Consider the following 16,433-nt stretch of genomic DNA (forward strand, 5'->3'; position numbering starts at 1 on the left):
GTGGGCTGTGCCGGTCGCACAGCCCACCCGGGCCCGGGGCGCGGGAGTGTCAGCCGCGCCGGTCGGCCAGCATGGCCTCCACGCGGGCGCGGACGTCCGCGGTGTCCAGTCCCCGCACCGTCAGGGTGGTGCGGCGGCGCAGCACGTCCTCCGCGGTCTGCGCCCACTCGTGGTCGCGGGCGTAGACGACCTGGGCCCATATCTCCGGGCCGTCGGGGTGGATGCGCTCACCGAGCGCGGGGTCCTCGTTCACCATGCGGGCGATGTCGAAGGACAGCGCGCCGTAGTGGGTGGCCAGGTGACGGGCCGTCAACGGGTCCATGCGGTGGCCCGGGTCGCGGTCCACGAGCAGCCGGTGGGCGACCGCGTTCGGGTTGGCGACCCCCGGCAGCGGCACCCGGCGCGGCAGCTGGTCCAGCGGCTGCATGTCCTCGTTCAGCGGGCCGCCGGGCAGCTTGGCGAGCTTGGCCATGACGGTGCGCCCGATGTGCCGGTACGTGGTCCACTTGCCGCCCGCGACCGACAGCATGCCGCCGCTGCCCTCGGACACGACCGTCTCGCGCTTGGCCTTCTCCACACCGCCGGGGCCGCCCGGCAGTACCCGAAGACCTGCGAAGGCGTAGGTGATCAGATCGGGGGACAGGTGCTCGTCCCGCACGGAGTGGGCGGCCTCGTCCAGGATCTGCCGGATGTCGGCCTCGGTCGCCCGTACGTCGGCCGGGTCGCCCGTGTACTCCTCGTCCGTGGTGCCCAGCAGCAGCTGGTCCTCCCACGGGAGCGCGAAGGTGATGCGGTACTTGTCGATCGGCGTCGCCATGGCCGCACGCCACGGCGCCTTCCGCTTCAGGACGACGTGGGCGCCCTTGGACAGCCGGATGCTGGGCGCGGCGCCCTTGTCCTCCATCTGCCGCAGGTGGTCGACCCACGGGCCGGTGGCGTTGAGCACCAGCCGGGCGTCGACGCCGAACTCGGTGCCGTCCAGCCGGTCCTTGAGGTCGGCGCCGGTGACCCGGCCATGGGTGAAGCGCAGTCCGGTCACCTCGGCGTGGTTGAGGACGACCGCGCCCGCGTCGACGGCCGCGCGCACGGTCATGACGGCCATGCGCGAGTCGTTCATCTGGTGGTCGTAGTACACGGCCACGGCCTTCAGGCCGTCCGTGCGCAGCGCCGGGTTGGCGGCCGCCGCCCGGGACGGGGAGATGATTTTGCCCACCCCGTCGCCGAAGGCGGACAGCGCCGAGTAGGCGAAGACGCCCGCGCCGAGTTTGGCGGCCCCGACCGGGCCGCCCTTGTAGACCGGCAGATAGAAGGTGAGCGGGTTCACCAGGTGCGGGGCCACGTCCTTGGCCAGCACCCGGCGCTCCATGTGGTTCTCCGCCACCAGCTTGACCGCGCCGGTCTGCAGGTAGCGCAGGCCGCCGTGGACGAGTTTGGAGGAGGCCGAGCTGGTGGCGCCGGCGAAGTCGCCGGCGTCCACCATCGCCACCCGCAGCCCCGACTGCGCGGCGTGCCAGGCCACCGAGGTGCCCAGGATGCCGCCGCCGATGACCAGCAGGTCGTAGGTGGCGCGGCTCAGTAGTTCCCGGGTCTCGGCGCGGCCCGGGTTCCGGCCGGCTATCGGATGCGTCCCGAGTGCCGGGACGTGCTGCGGGGTGGTGGTCATGATCGGTTCAGTTCTCCTCTTCGATCCAGCCCATGGTCCGCTCGACGGCCTTGAGCCAGCTCTTGTACTCGCGGTCGCGGATGCCGGCGTCCATCCGCGGGGTCCATTCGGCGGCCCGGCGCCAGTTGGCGCGCAGTTCGTCGGTGTCCGACCAGAAGCCCACCGCCAGTCCGGCGGCGTAGGCCGCGCCCAGGCAGGTGGTCTCGGCGACCAGGGGGCGCACGACGGGCGCGTCCAGGAAGTCGGCGAGGGTCTGCATCAGCAGGTTGTTGGCGGTCATGCCGCCGTCGACCTTGAGCGCGGTGAGCTCCACGCCCGAGTCCTTGGTCATCGCGTCGACGATCTCGCGGGTCTGCCAGGCGGTCGCCTCCAGCACCGCGCGGGCGATGTGCGCCTTGGTCACGTACCGGGTGAGGCCGGCGATCACACCGCGCGCGTCGGAACGCCAGTACGGGGCGAACAGACCGGAGAAGGCCGGCACGAAGTAGGCGCCGCCGTTGTCCTCGACCGACATGGCCAGCGTCTCGATCTCGGCCGCCGTCTTGATCAGGCCCATCTGGTCGCGCATCCACTGCACCAGCGAACCGGTGACGGCGATGGAGCCCTCCAGGGCGTACACCGGCTTCTGGTCGCCGATGCGGTAGCCGACGGTGGTGATCAGGCCGTTGTAGCTGTTGATCGGCTTGTCGCCGGTGTTCATCAGCAGGAAGGTGCCGGTGCCGTAGGTGGACTTGGCCTCGCCCTCGGAGTAGCAGGTCTGGCCGAACAGCGCGGCCTGCTGGTCGCCGAGCGCGGAGGCGACGGGCACACCGGCCAGGGCGCCCGAGGCGGCCTCGCCGTACACCTCGGCGGAGGAGCGGATCTCCGGGAGCACCGCGGCCGGGATGTTGAGGGAGGAGACGATCTTGTCGTCCCAGTCCAGGGTGTGCAGGTTCATCAGCAGGGTGCGGGAGGCGTTGGTGACGTCGGTGACGTGCCGGCCGCCGTTGACGCCGCCGGTGAGGTTCCAGATCACCCAGCTGTCCATGGTGCCGAAGAGGATCTCGCCGGCCTCGGCGCGCTCGCGCAGCCCTTCGACGTTGTCCAGCAGCCAGCGGATCTTCGGGCCGGAGAAGTAGGAGGCCAGCGGCAGGCCGGTCTCACGGCGGAAGCGGTCCTGGCCGACGTTGCGGCCGAGCTCCCTGCACAGGGCGTCGGTGCGGGTGTCCTGCCAGACGAGGGCGTTGTGCACCGGCTCGCCGGTCGCCTTGTCCCACAGCAGTGTGGTCTCGCGCTGGTTGGTGATGCCGATCGCCTTGACGTCGGCGGAGGTGATGCCCGCCTTGGAGACGGCCTCGGCGACGACCTCCTGGACGTTGGTCCAGATCTCCGCGGCGTTGTGCTCGACCCATCCCGGCTTCGGGAAGATCTGCTCGTGCTCCTTCTGTCCGACCGAGACGATGCGGCCGTCCTTGTCGAAGATGATGCAGCGCGAGGACGTGGTGCCCTGGTCGATCGCTGCGATGAAGGGGCCTTCGGTGTGGGCGTTGGTCACGGTGTGCTCCTCAAGTCCAGTGGGTCGTCGGGTGCTACTGCTCAGAATGCGATCCGGTGGAGGCCCGCAGCGAGGACCGCGCCCACGATCGGGCCGACAACCGGTATCCAGGCGTAGCTCCAGTCCGATCCGCCCTTGTTCGGCAGCGGTAGGAGCGCGTGCACGATGCGCGGGCCGAGGTCGCGCGCAGGGTTGATGGCGTAGCCGGTCGGGCCGCCGAGTGAGAGGCCTATGCCGACGACCACGAGGGCGACCATCAGCGTGCCGGTACCGGAGACGGCGAGGCCCTTGGTGAGGCCGAGGGTCAGGATGAACAGCACGAGGACGAAGGTGCCGATGATCTCGGTGGCCAGGTTCTGGGCCACGTTGCGGATCTCGGGGCCGGTGGAGAAGATGCCCAGCACCGGGCCGGGAGCGGAGGCCGGCCGCTTCCCCGAGGCGTCGGTCGCAGCGGTTGCATCGCCGTGGGGGCCTTCGACGGCGCCGACGATCTCGCCGTCGGTCAGGTGGGCCTGGAACTGACCCGCGTAGGCGGCCCACACGAGGGCGGCGCCGATCATCGCGCCGAGCATCTGGCCGGCCAGGTAGACCGGGACCTTGCTCCACTCGCCGCTGTCGACGGCGAGGCCGATGGTCACGGCCGGGTTGAGGTGGGCGCCGGAGAGGCTGCCCGAGATGTAGGCACCGGTCAGGACGGCGAAGCCCCAGCCGAAGGTGATGGCGAGCCAGCCGGCGTTGCGGGCCTTGGAGCTCTTGAGGGTGACAGCCGCGCAGACGCCGCCGCCGAGGAGGATCAAGATGGCGGTACCGATGGTCTCGCCGAGAAAGATGTGCTCACTGGACACGTGCGACTCCTTTGTCCTTCGTCCAGGGGAAGGCGAACCCTCGTCCCGTACAGGGGTTCGCGAGCCTGTCACCAGGCCCCCCGGCGGTCCCACGGCCAGGTACACCGTACCGACTCCGTCGGCTGCTGTTCGACAATGTCGACCGCCGAACGAGAGTGTTCTCCTGCGTGACCGGATGCGTCAAGAGTTCGACAGGTTGCGGAAGGGTCTCCCGGTCGGGCCCAGAACCGGCCGGACTCAGAACCGGCCGGACTCAGAACCGGCCGGCGCCCAGGTCGCGGGAGACCGCGCGGGCGCAGTCCCGCACCGCGGCGACCAGTTGGGCCCTGATGTCGCCCTCGTCGTCGCAGACCCGTTCGACCGCGCCGGTGACGGCCACCGCGCCGACCGGCATGCGGTGCCGGTCGAGGATGGGTGCGGCGATCGAGGCCACGCCGTCCCAGGTCTCCTCCAGGTCCGCCCCCCAGCCGCGGGCCCGTGTGAGGTCGAGCACTCCCTCGAACTCCGCGGCCCCGGTGACCGTGCGCGGTGTCAGCGGTTCGCGCTTCATCTCGGTCGCCTCGCCGTGCGCCACCGGGTCGTAGGCGGAGAGCACCTTGCCCAGCGCGCTGCTGTGCAGCGGGTGCATGGCGCCGACCTCCAGCACCTGGCGGCTGTCGTCGGGGCGGAAGACGTGGTGGACGATGAGGACGCCCTGCTGGTGGAGGACGCCCAGGTAGACGGCCTCGCCGCTGGAGCGGGCCAGGTCGTCGGTCCACACCAGCGCGCGGGCGCGCAGCTCGTGCACGTCCAGGTAGCTGTTGCCCAGCCGCAGCAGCTCCGCGCCCAGCTGGTAGCGGCCGGAGACCGGGTCCTGTTCGACGAAGCCCTCCTGCTGCAGCGTGCGCAGGATGCCGTGTGCCGTCCCCTTGGCCAGGCCCAGCGAGGAGGCCACGTCCGACAGGCCGAGCCTGCGCTCCCCGCCGGCGAGCAGCCGCAGGATCGCGGCCGCGCGGCTGAGCGACTGGATGGGACCTGGCATGGACAACCCCTCAATCAGGAACGATCATGAACGAGTCGACAATGCTGAACACTGTCAGACGATGCCGACCATCATCATCCCAGAGACGAGTGTGGCACCACGGTCCGCCCTTCGGAATGCCGGAGGCGGATTCCGCGGTCCCGGCTACGCTGGCCTGGTGCGTACCAGCGACAGCCGGTGCGCGCCAAGCCGACAGCCGTCGCACTCAGGGAGCACATCCATGGCCCATCCGTCGTCGTTTTCCTTCGATTCCTCCGAGGGGATCTCCCCGGCACACGCCCGCGCAGCGGCGCTCCGGGAGGCCTTCGCCCAACGGGTCGTGGTCGCCGACGGGGCCATGGGCACGATGCTCCAGTCGGAGAACCCGACCATGGACGACTTCCAGGGCCACGAGGGCCTGAACGACATCCTGAACATCTCCCGCCCCGACATCGTGCGCGCCGTGCACGAGGCCTATTTCGACGCCGGCGTCGACTGCGTGGAGACCAACACCTTCAGCGCCAACCACGCCGGCCTCCTGGAGTACGGCATCGAGGAGCGCGTCCACGAGGTCGCCGAGGCCGGCGCCCGGGTCGCCCGCGAGGTCGCCGACCGCTACGCCACTCCCGACCGTCCCCGCTGGGTGCTCGGCTCCATGGGCCCGGGCACCAAGCTCCCCACCCTCGGCCACGTCGCGTACGGCACGCTGCGCGACGCCTACGAGCAGAGCGCCGCCGGCCTGCTCGCCGGCGGCGCCGACGCGGTGATCGTGGAGACCACTCAGGACCTGCTGCAGACCAAGGCCGCCCTCATCGGCGCCCGGCGGGCCCTGGACGCGGCCCACTCCGTCGCGCCGCTCATCTGCTCCGTCACCGTCGAGACCACCGGCACCATGCTGCTGGGCTCCGAGATCGGCGCCGCGCTGACCGCGCTGGAGCCGCTCGGCATCGACATGATCGGCCTCAACTGCGCCACCGGCCCCGCCGAGATGAGCGAGCACCTGCGCTACCTCGCCCGGCACGCCGGCATCCAGTTGTCGTGCATGCCCAACGCCGGTCTCCCCATCCTCGGCAAGGACGGCGCGCACTACCCGCTGACGCCCGGTGAACTCGCCGACGCGCAGGAGGTCTTCGTCCGCGAGTACGGGCTCTCCCTGGTGGGCGGCTGCTGCGGCACTACCCCCGAGCACCTGCGGCAGGTCGTCGAGCGGGTGCGCGGCCACGAGGTCACGGCCCGCGAGCCGCGCCCCGAGCCGGGTGCGTCCTCGCTCTACCAGACGGTCCCCTTCCGCCAGGACACCGCGTACCTCGCCATCGGGGAGCGCACCAACGCCAACGGTTCCAAGAAGTTCCGCGAGGCCATGCTGGACGGCCGTTGGGACGACTGCGTGGAGATGGCCCGCGAACAGATCCGCGAGGGCGCCCACTTCCTGGACCTGTGCGTCGACTACGTCGGCCGGGACGGCGTCGCCGACATGAAGGAGATCGCCGGCCGGTTCGCCACCGCCTCCACCCTGCCGATCGTGCTGGACTCCACCGAGCCCGAGGTGCTCCGGGCGGGACTGGAGAAGCTCGGCGGCCGCGCCGTGATCAACTCGGTCAACTACGAGGACGGCGACGGCCCCGACTCCCGCTTCGCGCGCACCACCCGGCTCGCCGTGGAGCACGGCGCCGCCCTGATCGCCCTCACCATCGACGAGGAGGGGCAGGCCCGCACGCCCGAGGCCAAGGTCGCGGTCGCCGAGCGCATCATCGCGGACCTGACCGGCAACTGGGGCATCGCCGAGAGCGACATCCTCGTGGACTGCCTGACGTTCACCATCGCCACCGGCCAGGAGGAGTCCCGCAAGGACGGCATCGCCACCATCGAGGCGATCCGCGAACTCAAGCGCCGCCACCCGGCCGTGCAGACCACGCTCGGCCTGTCCAACATCTCCTTCGGCCTCAACCCGGCCGCCCGCATGGTGCTCAACTCGGTCTTCCTTCACGAGTGCGTGGAGGCCGGCCTCGACTCGGCGATCGTGCACGCGTCCAAGATCGTGCCCATCGCCCGCATCCCGGAGGAGCAGCGCGAGGTCGCCCTCGATCTCGTCCACGACCGCCGCCGCGAGGGCTACGACCCGCTGCAGCGCTTCCTGGAGCTGTTCGAGGGCGTCGACATGAAGTCCGTCAGGGCCGGCCGCGCCGAGGAACTCGCCGCGCTGCCGCTCGACGAGCGGCTGCAACGGCGCATCATCGACGGCGAGAAGAACGGCCTGGAGGCCGACCTCGACGAGGCCCTGAAGGCGCGTCCGGCCCTCGACATCGTCAACGAGACCCTCCTGGAGGGGATGAAGGTCGTCGGCGAACTCTTCGGTTCCGGGCAGATGCAGCTGCCCTTCGTCCTGCAGTCCGCCGAGGTGATGAAGACCGCCGTCGCCCACCTCGAGCCGCACATGGAGAAGTCCGACGCCTCCGGCAAGGGCACCATCGTGCTGGCCACCGTCCGCGGCGACGTGCACGACATCGGCAAGAACCTCGTCGACATCATCCTGTCCAACAACGGCTACAACGTCGTCAACCTGGGCATCAAGCAGCCGGTCTCGGCGATCCTCGACGCCGCCCAGGAGCACGCGGCGGACGTCATCGGCATGTCGGGCCTGCTGGTGAAGTCCACCGTGATCATGAAGGAGAACCTGGAGGAGCTCAACCAGCGCGGCCTGGCCGCCCAGTTCCCGGTCATCCTCGGCGGCGCCGCCCTCACCCGCGCCTACGTCGAACAGGACCTCCACGAGATCTACCAGGGCGAAGTCCGCTACGCCCGCGACGCCTTCGAGGGCCTGCGGCTGATGGACGCGCTCATCGCGGTCAAGCGCGGCGTGCCCGGCGCCACGCTCCCCGAGCTCCGGCAGCGCCGCGTGGCCCGCCGGGAGGGCCAGGGCGCGCCGGAGGCGGCCGAGGAGAACCGCGGCCAGATCCGCTCGGACGTGGCCACCGACAACCCGGTCCCCGCCCCTCCCTTCTGGGGCTCGCGGATCGTCAAGGGCATCCCGCTCAAGGACTACGCGTCCTGGCTCGACGAGGGCGCGCTGTTCAAGGGCCAATGGGGCCTGAAGCAGTCCCGGACCGGCGGTCCCGACTACGAGGAACTGGTGGAGACCGAGGGCCGGCCGCGACTGCGCGGGCTGCTGGACCGCATGCAGAGCGAGGGCCTGCTCGAGGCGGCGGTCGTCTACGGCTACTTCCGCTGCGTCTCCAAGGGCGACGACCTGATCATCCTCGGGGAGGACGGCGCGGAGCGGACCCGTTTCACCTTCCCGCGCCAGCGCCGCGGCCGCCGGCTGTGCCTCGCGGACTTCTTCCGCCCCGAGGAGTCCGGTGAGACCGATGTGGTCGGCCTCCAGGTGGTCACGGTCGGCAACCGGGTCTCGGAGGCCGCCAACAAGCTCTTCGCCGCCGACGCCTACCGGGACTACCTGGAGCTGCACGGCCTGTCCGTCCAGCTCGCCGAGGCGCTCGCCGAGTACTGGCACGCCCGTGTCCGCGCCGAGCTGGGCTTCTCCGGGGAGGACCCGGGCGCCATGGAGGACATGTTCGCGCTGAAGTACCGCGGCGCACGCTTCTCCCTGGGCTACGGGGCCTGCCCCGACCTGGAGGACCGGGCCAAGATCGCGGAGCTGCTGGAGCCCGAGCGGATCGGCGTGCGCCTGTCGGAGGAGTTCCAGCTCCACCCGGAGCAGTCCACCGACGCCATCGTCATCCATCATCCGCAGGCGACGTACTTCAACGCGCGGTAACGGGTCATACGTCGTACACTGGACGATCCGAACGGCACCTGGCCGGTCCCACGCCCCCACCACCATGGGCGCGAGGCGACCGGCCTTTGTGCCCCCTGGACTGTGAAGGATGTGGGGCGCATGACCAGCGGTATTCCCGTCACCGAGACCCGGCCGGCCCGGGACGCAGGCCTGCAGGCCGTCCTCCTGGACATGGACGGCACGCTGGTCGACACCGAAGGCTTCTGGTGGAACGCGGAGGTCGAGGTCTTCGCGCAGCTCGGCCACGTCCTGGACGACACCCACCGCGAGGTCGTCGTCGGCGGCCCGATGGCCCGCAGCCTCGGGCACCTGATCTCGGTCACCGGCACGGATGCCACCCTCGCCGAGCTGTCCGCGCTGATCAACCTGCGCTTCGTCGAACTCATCGGACGGGGAGTACCGCTCATGCCGGGCGCGCGGCGCCTGCTCACCGAACTGGCCGCGCACGGGGTGCCCGCCGCCCTGGTCTCCGCCTCCCACCGCCGCATCATCGACGCCGTCATGCTCTCCATCGGGCCCGAGCACTTCGCGTTCTCCGTGGCCGGGGACGAGGTGGTCCAGGGCAAGCCGCACCCCGAGTCCTATCTGCACGCCGCCGCGCGCCTCGGCGCCGACCCCGTGCGCTGTGTGGTCGTCGAGGACACCCCGACCGGGGTCAGCGCCGCGGAGGCGGCCGGGTGCCAGGTGGTGGCGGTGCCCTCGATCGCCCCGATCGAGCCCGCGCCCGGGCGGGCCGTCGTGGCGTCACTCGAAGTCGTCGACGTGCCTTTTCTGCGCTCTCTGATTACGGCCGTTCACTGAGCGTCGCCATAAATTGAGTGGAAACTCTGGGCGTCCGCCCGCTCATTTTCCGTGACGTTTCGCAGGTGCCGAATTCTTTACCGGCGACCCTCGATCCGCGTGATACTTTTCACGTCGACGGACGTCGACAACACCCTCCACACGTGCTTTGGACCGTCAAATGACGGTGCGCGTAGTGCTGTTGTGTCCGTATTGGGGCGCGGAGGGCTGTTCGTTCCGCTGTCCGGATATCGGTGCACCACTCCCTGTTATCCGCCTGTGACGCGGGCTCAACTTCTCGGTGTCAGGGGGCGGTCAGCCGGAATGCCGGGCACCGGCAATTCCGGGTATCGTCGCCCCGCTCGAGACTGCGCGGCCGAGGGCCGGAAGAGGGAGAACAACGAGGATGAATCGCAAGCTGCTGGTGCTGCCGGCCGTGATGGGCCTCGCTGCGCCCGTACTCGCCGGATGCGGTGATTCGAACGCCGGAGGCGGCGGCGGCGACGCGATCGTCGTCGGCACCACCGACCACATCTCGGTGTCCAAGGAACTGCCCTCTCCCGTGGACCCGGCCACCTCGTACGACGGTGGCACGTACACGTTCTTCCAGAACACCTTCCAGATGCTGCTGGGTTACCAGCGCAGCGCGACGACGCCGACTCCGGACGCCGCCAAGTCCTGCGGGTTCTCCGACACCAAGTCCGAGACGTACCGCTGCACTCTGCGTGACGGCCTGACGTTCTCCAACGGGCATGCGCTGACCTCCGAGGACGTCAAGTTCTCCATCGACCGAGTCATCAAGATCAAGAGTGACTACGGCCCGGTCAGCCTCCTGTCGAACATCGAGACCGTCGAGGCCCCGGACCAGAAGACCGTCGTCTTCCACCTCAAGTCCTCCGACGCCACCTTCCCGTACAAGCTGGCGACCCCGGCCGCGGCCATCGTCGACAGCGAGGTGTACTCCGCCGACAAGCCGCTCGAGGGCATGCAGATGGTCGGCTCCGGTCCCTACAAGCTGGACTCGTGGGAGGACGACAAGGCCGTCCTCAGCGCCAACCCCAGCTACAAGGGCCTGGTCGGCAAGCTCAACAACAGCAAGATCGAGGTCCGCTTCTTCGAGACCGCGGACGCGATGGAGAAGGCGCTCGCCGACGGCGAGATCGACATGGTGAACCGCACGTTCACCTCCGCGCAGATCGCCGGCATCCAGCAGGGCAAGGAGCCGAACATCAAGCTGACGGAGGCCTCCAGCCCCTCCGTGCGCTACATGTTCTTCAACATCGACGACCCGTCGGTGAAGGACAAGGCCGTGCGCGAGGCCATAGCCCGCGTCATCGACCGCGACGCGCTCACCCGGGACGTCACCCGCCGCACCGCGACGCCGCTGTTCGGCGCCGTGCCCGCCGGCATCGTCGGTCACAGCAACTCGTACTTCAACATCTACGGGGAGCCCAGCCGCGAGAAGGCCGCCAGTGCACTGTCCGCCGCCGGCATCAGCACCCCGGTCAAGCTGACCTTCTCGTACCCGACGGACCGGCCGGCCACACCGAACAAGGAGGAGGCGCTGGCTGTGCAGAAGCAGCTCAACGCCAGCGGCCTGTTCGACGTGACCGTCAAGGGCTCGCCGTGGAAGACCTTCCTCCCCGGCGCGGTCAAGGGTCAGTGGGCGCTGTACGACCTGAGCTGGCTCCCCGACTTCCCCGACGCGGACACCTACATCGCGCCGTTCTTCGCCGAGGGCTTCCTCAACCTGAACTACCCGGGCGGCGAAATCAAGAACTCGCTGCTGCCCAGCACCCGCCAGGTCGCCGAACGCGGTGAGACGGACAAGGACTTCCTGCAGATGCAGGACATCCTCGCCAGGGACCTGCCGGTGATCCCGCTTTACCAGGACAAGCAGTACGTCGCCACGCGCGACAACATCACCGGGGCCGAGTGGCTGCTGAATTCTTCCTCCACCGCCCAGTTCTGGGAGCTCGGTCGCGGCGTGACAGGATGAGCCGTCGGCTGGTACGGATCCGGGCGTTCTGCTCGGATCCGTACCAGCCGGGCCCATCGGCACGACCTAGACGTGAGGTACCCCGTGAGGAACAGAGTCCAGCTAATGGCTCTCCCGTTGTCCACGACCGCGATACTGGCCGCCGGGTGCGGGAGCGGCACCGGCGACGGGGGTGGCGGGGGGAAACCCGTCACGATGGGGATCACGGACAAGGTGACGGCCGTCGATCCCGCCTCCGGTTATGACGTGGGTTCCTGGATCGTCTTCAACAACGTCTTCCAGTCCCTGATGAGCTTCCCCAGGGGCGCCACCAAGCCCGAACCCGAGGCCGCCGAGAAGTGCGCGTTCACGGACTCGGCCAGCCGGATCTTCGACTGCACGCTGCGGGCGGGCCTGAAGTTCAGCAACGGCGACGATCTCACCTCGCAGGATGTCAAGTACTCCTTCGAGCGCACCATCAAGATCAACGACGAGAACGGCCCCGCGGTCCTCCTCGACTCGATCAAGACGATCGACACCCCCACCGCCGACCACGTCGTCTTCCACCTGAAGTACTCCGACGCGACCTTCCCCATGAAGATCGCCTCCGGCGCCGGCTCCATCGTGGACCACCGTGAGTACCCGGCGGACAAACTTCGCGACGACAACAAGGCGATGGGCAGCGGCCCGTACCGGCTGGACTCCTACACCGCCGGGGACCGGGCCGTCTTCTCGGTCAACGACCGATACCAGGGCACCGCCGAAGTCCGCAACTCCGGCATGACGATGAAGTTCTTCGCCAAGGAGAGCGGCCTGGCAAAGGCCCTCGAGGACGGCGACGTCGACCTCGCCTACCGCGGCCTGGCCGCCAAGGACATCGCCGCCCTCCAGCAGAAGGCGGCCTCCGGGGACAGCGGCGTGAAGGTCGTCGAGGGCACCGGTGCCGAGGTCCAGCACCTCGTCTTCAACGTCAACGACCCCGCGGTCGCCAACAAGGCCGTCCGCCGCGCCGTCGCCTACCTGATCGACCGCAAGGCCATCATCCGCGACGTCTACGACCGCACCGCCACCCCGCTGTACTCGATCGTGCCGCAGGGCATCACCAGCCACAACACGGCCTTCTTCGACCGCTACGGCGAGGGCGGCGACACGGCCCGCGCCCAGGCCGCGCTCATCGAGGCGGGCATCACGGACAAGGTCCGCTTCACCCTCTGGGCCACCCCCGTCCGCTACGGCCCCGGCACCGTGGCCGAGCTGACCGAGATCGCCCAGCAGCTCAACTCCAGCGGCCTGTTCGACGTCGACGTGAAGTCCACCGACGCCGACCGGTACGCCAAGGACATCGCCGCCGGCAAGTACGCGGTCTACGTCCGCGGCTGGGTCCCCGACTACCCCGACCCCGACAACTTCACCGCCCCCTTCTTCGGTGACGGCAACGTGCTGTCCAACAACTACGTGAACCAGCGGATCAGCGGCACGCTCATCCCGCGCACCGCCGCCGAGGACAGCCGCGCCTCCACCGCCGCGGACTTCGAGGAGCTGCAGGACACGGTCGCCGACGACGTGCCGATCATCCCGCTGTGGCAGGGCAAGCAGTACGTGGCCGCCAAGGACACCGTCAACGGCCTGGAATGGACCCTCGACCAGTCCACGGTGTTCCGCTTCTGGGAGATCCAGAAGGTGGACCAGGCCGGCTGACCCACCCCGACGCCTCCGGCCTCCCCGACGGCCGGACGTCCCCCCGCCCCACCGGGGGGCGGCTACTGCGCCCCCGGGCGCACCAGACCGCTCTCGTACGCGTACACCGCCGCCTGCACGCGGTCGCGCAGCGCCAGCTTCGTCAGCACATGTCCCACATGGGTCTTGACCGTCGTCTCGCTCACGAACAGCTCCGCGGCGATCTCGGCGTTCGACAGTCCCCGCGCGACCAGCTTCAGCACCTCGACCTCACGGTCGGTCAGGGTGTGCAGCGCCTGCGGCACCGGGTCCTCGCCCGACGGCAGCCGCCCCGCGTACTTGTCGAGCAGCCGCCGTGTGATGCTCGGCGCGAGCATCGCCTCGCCCGCGGCGACCACCCGGATCGCCTGCACCAGTTCATGCGCCGGGGCGTCCTTGAGCAGGAAGCCGCTGGCCCCCGCGCGCAGCGCCTCGACCACGTACTCGTCCAGGTCGAAGGTGGTCAGCACCAGCACCTTCGCCGGACCGTCCCGGCCGGGACCGGTGATCTGCCGGGTGGCCTCCACCCCGTCCATCCGCGGCATGCGGATGTCCATCAGCACGACGTCCGGCTGCAAGACCCGCACCTGCTCCAGGGCCTGCTGGCCGTCCCCCGCCTCACCCACCACCGCGAGTTCCGGCTCCGCCTCCAGGATCATCCGGAAACCGGTGCGCAGCAGCGGCTGGTCATCGACCAGCAGAACGCGAATGGCCACGTGATCTCCTCAGCTCAGGAATCCCCATTCTTCCCCACCACCGCCAGCGGATACGGCGGGGGAGTGCCGCCGAACGACGGGCAGATCGCCTGGTGGTCGCACCAGTCGCACAGCCGGCTCGGACGCGGCCTCCAGTCGCCGGACTCGGTGGCCCGCCGGATCGCCTCCCACAGCGCCTCCAGCTTGCGTCCCACCGCCAGCAGGTCCTCCTCCGACGGGTCGTACGTCATCACCTCGCCGCTGCCGAGGTAGACCAGTTGCAGCCGGCGCGGCACCACCCCGCGCAGCCGCCACAGCACCAGCGCGTAGAACTTCATCTGGAACAGGGCCTCGTCCGCGTACTCCGGACGCGGGGCCTTGCCGGTCTTGTAGTCCACCACGCGCAGGTCGCCGGAGGCCGGGGCCACGTCGAGACGGTCGATGTAGCCGCGCAGCGTGAGCCCCGAATCCAGCTCGGTCTCCACGTACAACTCGCGCTCCGCGGGCTCGAGCCGCGTCGGGTCCTCCAGCGAGAACCACCGCTCCACCAGCCCGGCCGCCCCCTCCAGCCACTCCGCCAGGTCCTGCCCCTCCCCGGCGGGGAACAGCTGGGACAGCTCCGGACGCTCCCCCAGCAGCCGCTGCCACTGCCCGGGCACCATCGCCCGCGCCCGCTCCGTCGTCCGCTCACCGGCCGGTGTGTCGAAGAGCCGCTCCAGCACCGCGTGTACCACCGTGCCCCGCGCGGCGGCCGGGCTCGGCTTCTCCGGCAGCTTGTCGATCACCCGCAGCCGGTACAGCAGGGGACACCGCATGAAGTCGGCGGCGCGCGACGGCGACAACGACGACGGAGCGGCCGGCGGCCTCGGAGGCGTCGGCGGAACGGGTTCGATGCTGGTGCCCATGGCAGGACCCTATGGGGTAGCACCGACAGCCGGTGTCGGCTCCGGCCGGCCGGGCAATACCATCGACGTCGGACCGACAGCAGAACGAGGGGAACCAGTGAGCGAGAGCCAGCGGTCGCCTGAGGGCGACCAGCAGACTCCCGGAGCCGACGACGGCACCGGCAAACGCCCCGCCGGCCCCGGCGGCGGCATCCTCATGGGCCGCATCTTCGGCGTGCCCGTGTACGTCGCCCCCAGCTGGTTCCTGGTCGCGGCCCTGATCACCTGGGTCTTCGGCGGTCAGCTCGACCGCGTTCTGCCCGAACTCGGCGCCGTGCGCTACCTGGTCTCGCTCTTCTTCGCGGTGGCCTTCTACGCCTCCGTCCTGGTGCACGAACTCGCGCACACGGTCGCGGCACTGCGCTTCGGACTCCCGGTGCGCCGCATCCAGCTCCAGTTCTTCGGCGGCGTCTCCGAGATCGAGAAGGAGTCCGACACTCCGGGGCGGGAGTTCGTCCTCGCCTTCATCGGGCCGCTGCTCTCGCTCGTCCTGGCCGGGGTGTTCTACCTCGGCATGCAGGGCGTGGAACCGGGCACCGTGCCCGGCGTCCTGCTCGCCGGGCTGATGATCAGCAACCTCCTCGTGGCGGCGTTCAACCTGCTGCCGGGGCTCCCGCTGGACGGCGGGCGCATGCTGCGCGCGGTGGTCTGGAAGATCACGGGCAAGCCCATGACCGGGACCGTCGCCGCCGCGTGGATCGGCCGCTTCCTGGCCATCGCGGTCCTGGTCGGCCTGCCCCTGCTGTCGTACGCGGGCGGCCTCAGCGACGGCACCGGCGACGCCACCGGCTTCGACTCCCTCACCGACGCCCTGCTCGCCGCCATCCTGGCCGCGATCATCTGGACCGGCGCGGGCAACGCCCTGCGCATGGCCCGGCTGCGCGAGCACCTCCCCGAGCTCCAGGCACGGACCCTCACCCGGCGCGCCCTGCCCGTCGCCTCCGACACCCCGCTCTCCGAAGCCCTGCGGCGCGCCAACGAGGCCGGGGCGCGCGCCCTGGTCGTCGTCGACGGCCACGGCACCCCCACCGCCGTCGTCCGCGAGGCCGCGATCGTCGGCGTGCCCGAGCACCGGCGCCCCTGGGTCGCGGTCTCGGGTCTCGCGCAGGACATCAAGCCGGGCATGAAGGTTTCCGCGGAACTCGCGGGAGAGGACCTGCTGGACACGCTGCGGGCGACGCCGGCCACGGAGTACCTGGTGGTGGAGAACTCCGGCGAGATCTACGGGGTGCTGTCCACGGCGGACGTCGAAAAGGCCTTCCTCGCAGCCATGGCCCGGCCCTCCGTCTAGAGGCTCGGTTCGCCTCCGGGGCGCTCAAGACGGTGTCGGCGGTCGGCCGTGCCCGGTCATTCGTTCCTCGCGACCTCCGCGCTGCCCCAGCTACCGCTGGGAGGTGCCCCCACCCCCTTTCGGCACCGTCGCGCCCCCTTGGCTCACTCGCCCGTCAGCAGTCCCATGGGCCCTCCCCCTCAGGAGGCCGC

Annotated in this window: 11 protein-coding genes; 5 read left to right on the plus strand and 6 right to left on the minus strand. The window is 70.1% G+C overall.

The annotated features are described in order from the left end of the window. Positions 1 to 49 precede the first annotated feature (49 nt). The 4 genes from RV983_RS28720 to RV983_RS28735 all read right to left on the minus strand — a co-directional run bounded on the left by RV983_RS28720 (position 50) and on the right by RV983_RS28735 (position 5,063). Positions 50 to 1,663: a glycerol-3-phosphate dehydrogenase/oxidase gene (locus RV983_RS28720; RefSeq protein ID WP_475988614.1), complete on the minus strand. Its 1,614-nt coding sequence runs from the start codon at positions 1,661 to 1,663 to the stop codon at positions 50 to 52. A gap of 7 nt (positions 1,664 to 1,670) precedes the next feature. Beyond that, a complete protein-coding gene (gene glpK / locus RV983_RS28725; RefSeq protein WP_475988615.1) occupies positions 1,671 to 3,197 on the minus strand; it encodes a glycerol kinase GlpK in 1,527 nt (508 codons plus the stop codon). A 41-nt stretch (positions 3,198 to 3,238) separates the two neighbouring features. Next, entirely contained in the window at positions 3,239 to 4,042 is an 804-nt protein-coding gene (locus RV983_RS28730) for an MIP/aquaporin family protein (protein WP_475988616.1), read from the minus strand. A gap of 253 nt (positions 4,043 to 4,295) precedes the next feature. Further along, positions 4,296 to 5,063 carry an IclR family transcriptional regulator gene (locus tag RV983_RS28735; RefSeq protein WP_475988617.1) on the minus strand — a complete coding sequence of 256 codons (768 nt, stop codon included), beginning with the start codon at positions 5,061 to 5,063 and terminating at the stop codon, positions 4,296 to 4,298. Between the two features lie 220 nt (positions 5,064 to 5,283). Between RV983_RS28735 and metH the strand changes: the two genes are divergently transcribed. The 4 genes from metH to RV983_RS28755 all read left to right on the plus strand — a co-directional run bounded on the left by metH (position 5,284) and on the right by RV983_RS28755 (position 13,294). After that, positions 5,284 to 8,817 (plus strand): methionine synthase, encoded by a 3,534-nt coding sequence (gene metH, locus RV983_RS28740; protein WP_475988618.1) that lies wholly within the window; start codon positions 5,284 to 5,286, stop codon positions 8,815 to 8,817. A 120-nt stretch (positions 8,818 to 8,937) separates the two neighbouring features. After that, the gene (locus RV983_RS28745) at positions 8,938 to 9,639 is read left to right on the plus strand and encodes an HAD family hydrolase (protein WP_475988619.1); all 702 of its coding nucleotides are present in this window, start codon (positions 8,938 to 8,940) and stop codon (positions 9,637 to 9,639) included. A 385-nt stretch (positions 9,640 to 10,024) separates the two neighbouring features. Then, positions 10,025 to 11,617, plus strand: coding sequence for an ABC transporter substrate-binding protein (locus RV983_RS28750; RefSeq protein WP_475988620.1), 1,593 nt, complete (start codon positions 10,025 to 10,027; stop codon positions 11,615 to 11,617). A gap of 84 nt (positions 11,618 to 11,701) precedes the next feature. Next, on the plus strand, positions 11,702 to 13,294 hold the full coding sequence (locus RV983_RS28755; protein WP_475988621.1) for an ABC transporter substrate-binding protein: 1,593 nt from the start codon (positions 11,702 to 11,704) through the stop codon (positions 13,292 to 13,294). Positions 13,295 to 13,356: 62 nt separating this feature from the next. On the opposite strand, the gene RV983_RS28760 is transcribed toward RV983_RS28755, so the two are convergent. Next, the gene (locus tag RV983_RS28760) at positions 13,357 to 14,028 is read right to left on the minus strand and encodes a response regulator (RefSeq protein WP_475988622.1); all 672 of its coding nucleotides are present in this window, start codon (positions 14,026 to 14,028) and stop codon (positions 13,357 to 13,359) included. Positions 14,029 to 14,042: 14 nt separating this feature from the next. Then, entirely contained in the window at positions 14,043 to 14,912 is an 870-nt protein-coding gene (locus tag RV983_RS28765) for a RecB family exonuclease (protein ID WP_475988623.1), read from the minus strand. 97 nt (positions 14,913 to 15,009) lie between these two features. Between RV983_RS28765 and RV983_RS28770 the strand changes: the two genes are divergently transcribed. After that, positions 15,010 to 16,242, plus strand: a complete 1,233-nt coding sequence (locus RV983_RS28770; protein WP_475988624.1) for a site-2 protease family protein — start codon at positions 15,010 to 15,012, stop codon at positions 16,240 to 16,242. Positions 16,243 to 16,433: the final 191 nt, after the last annotated feature.

The sequence above is a fragment of the Streptomyces sp. RLA123 genome (assembly GCF_056270165.1).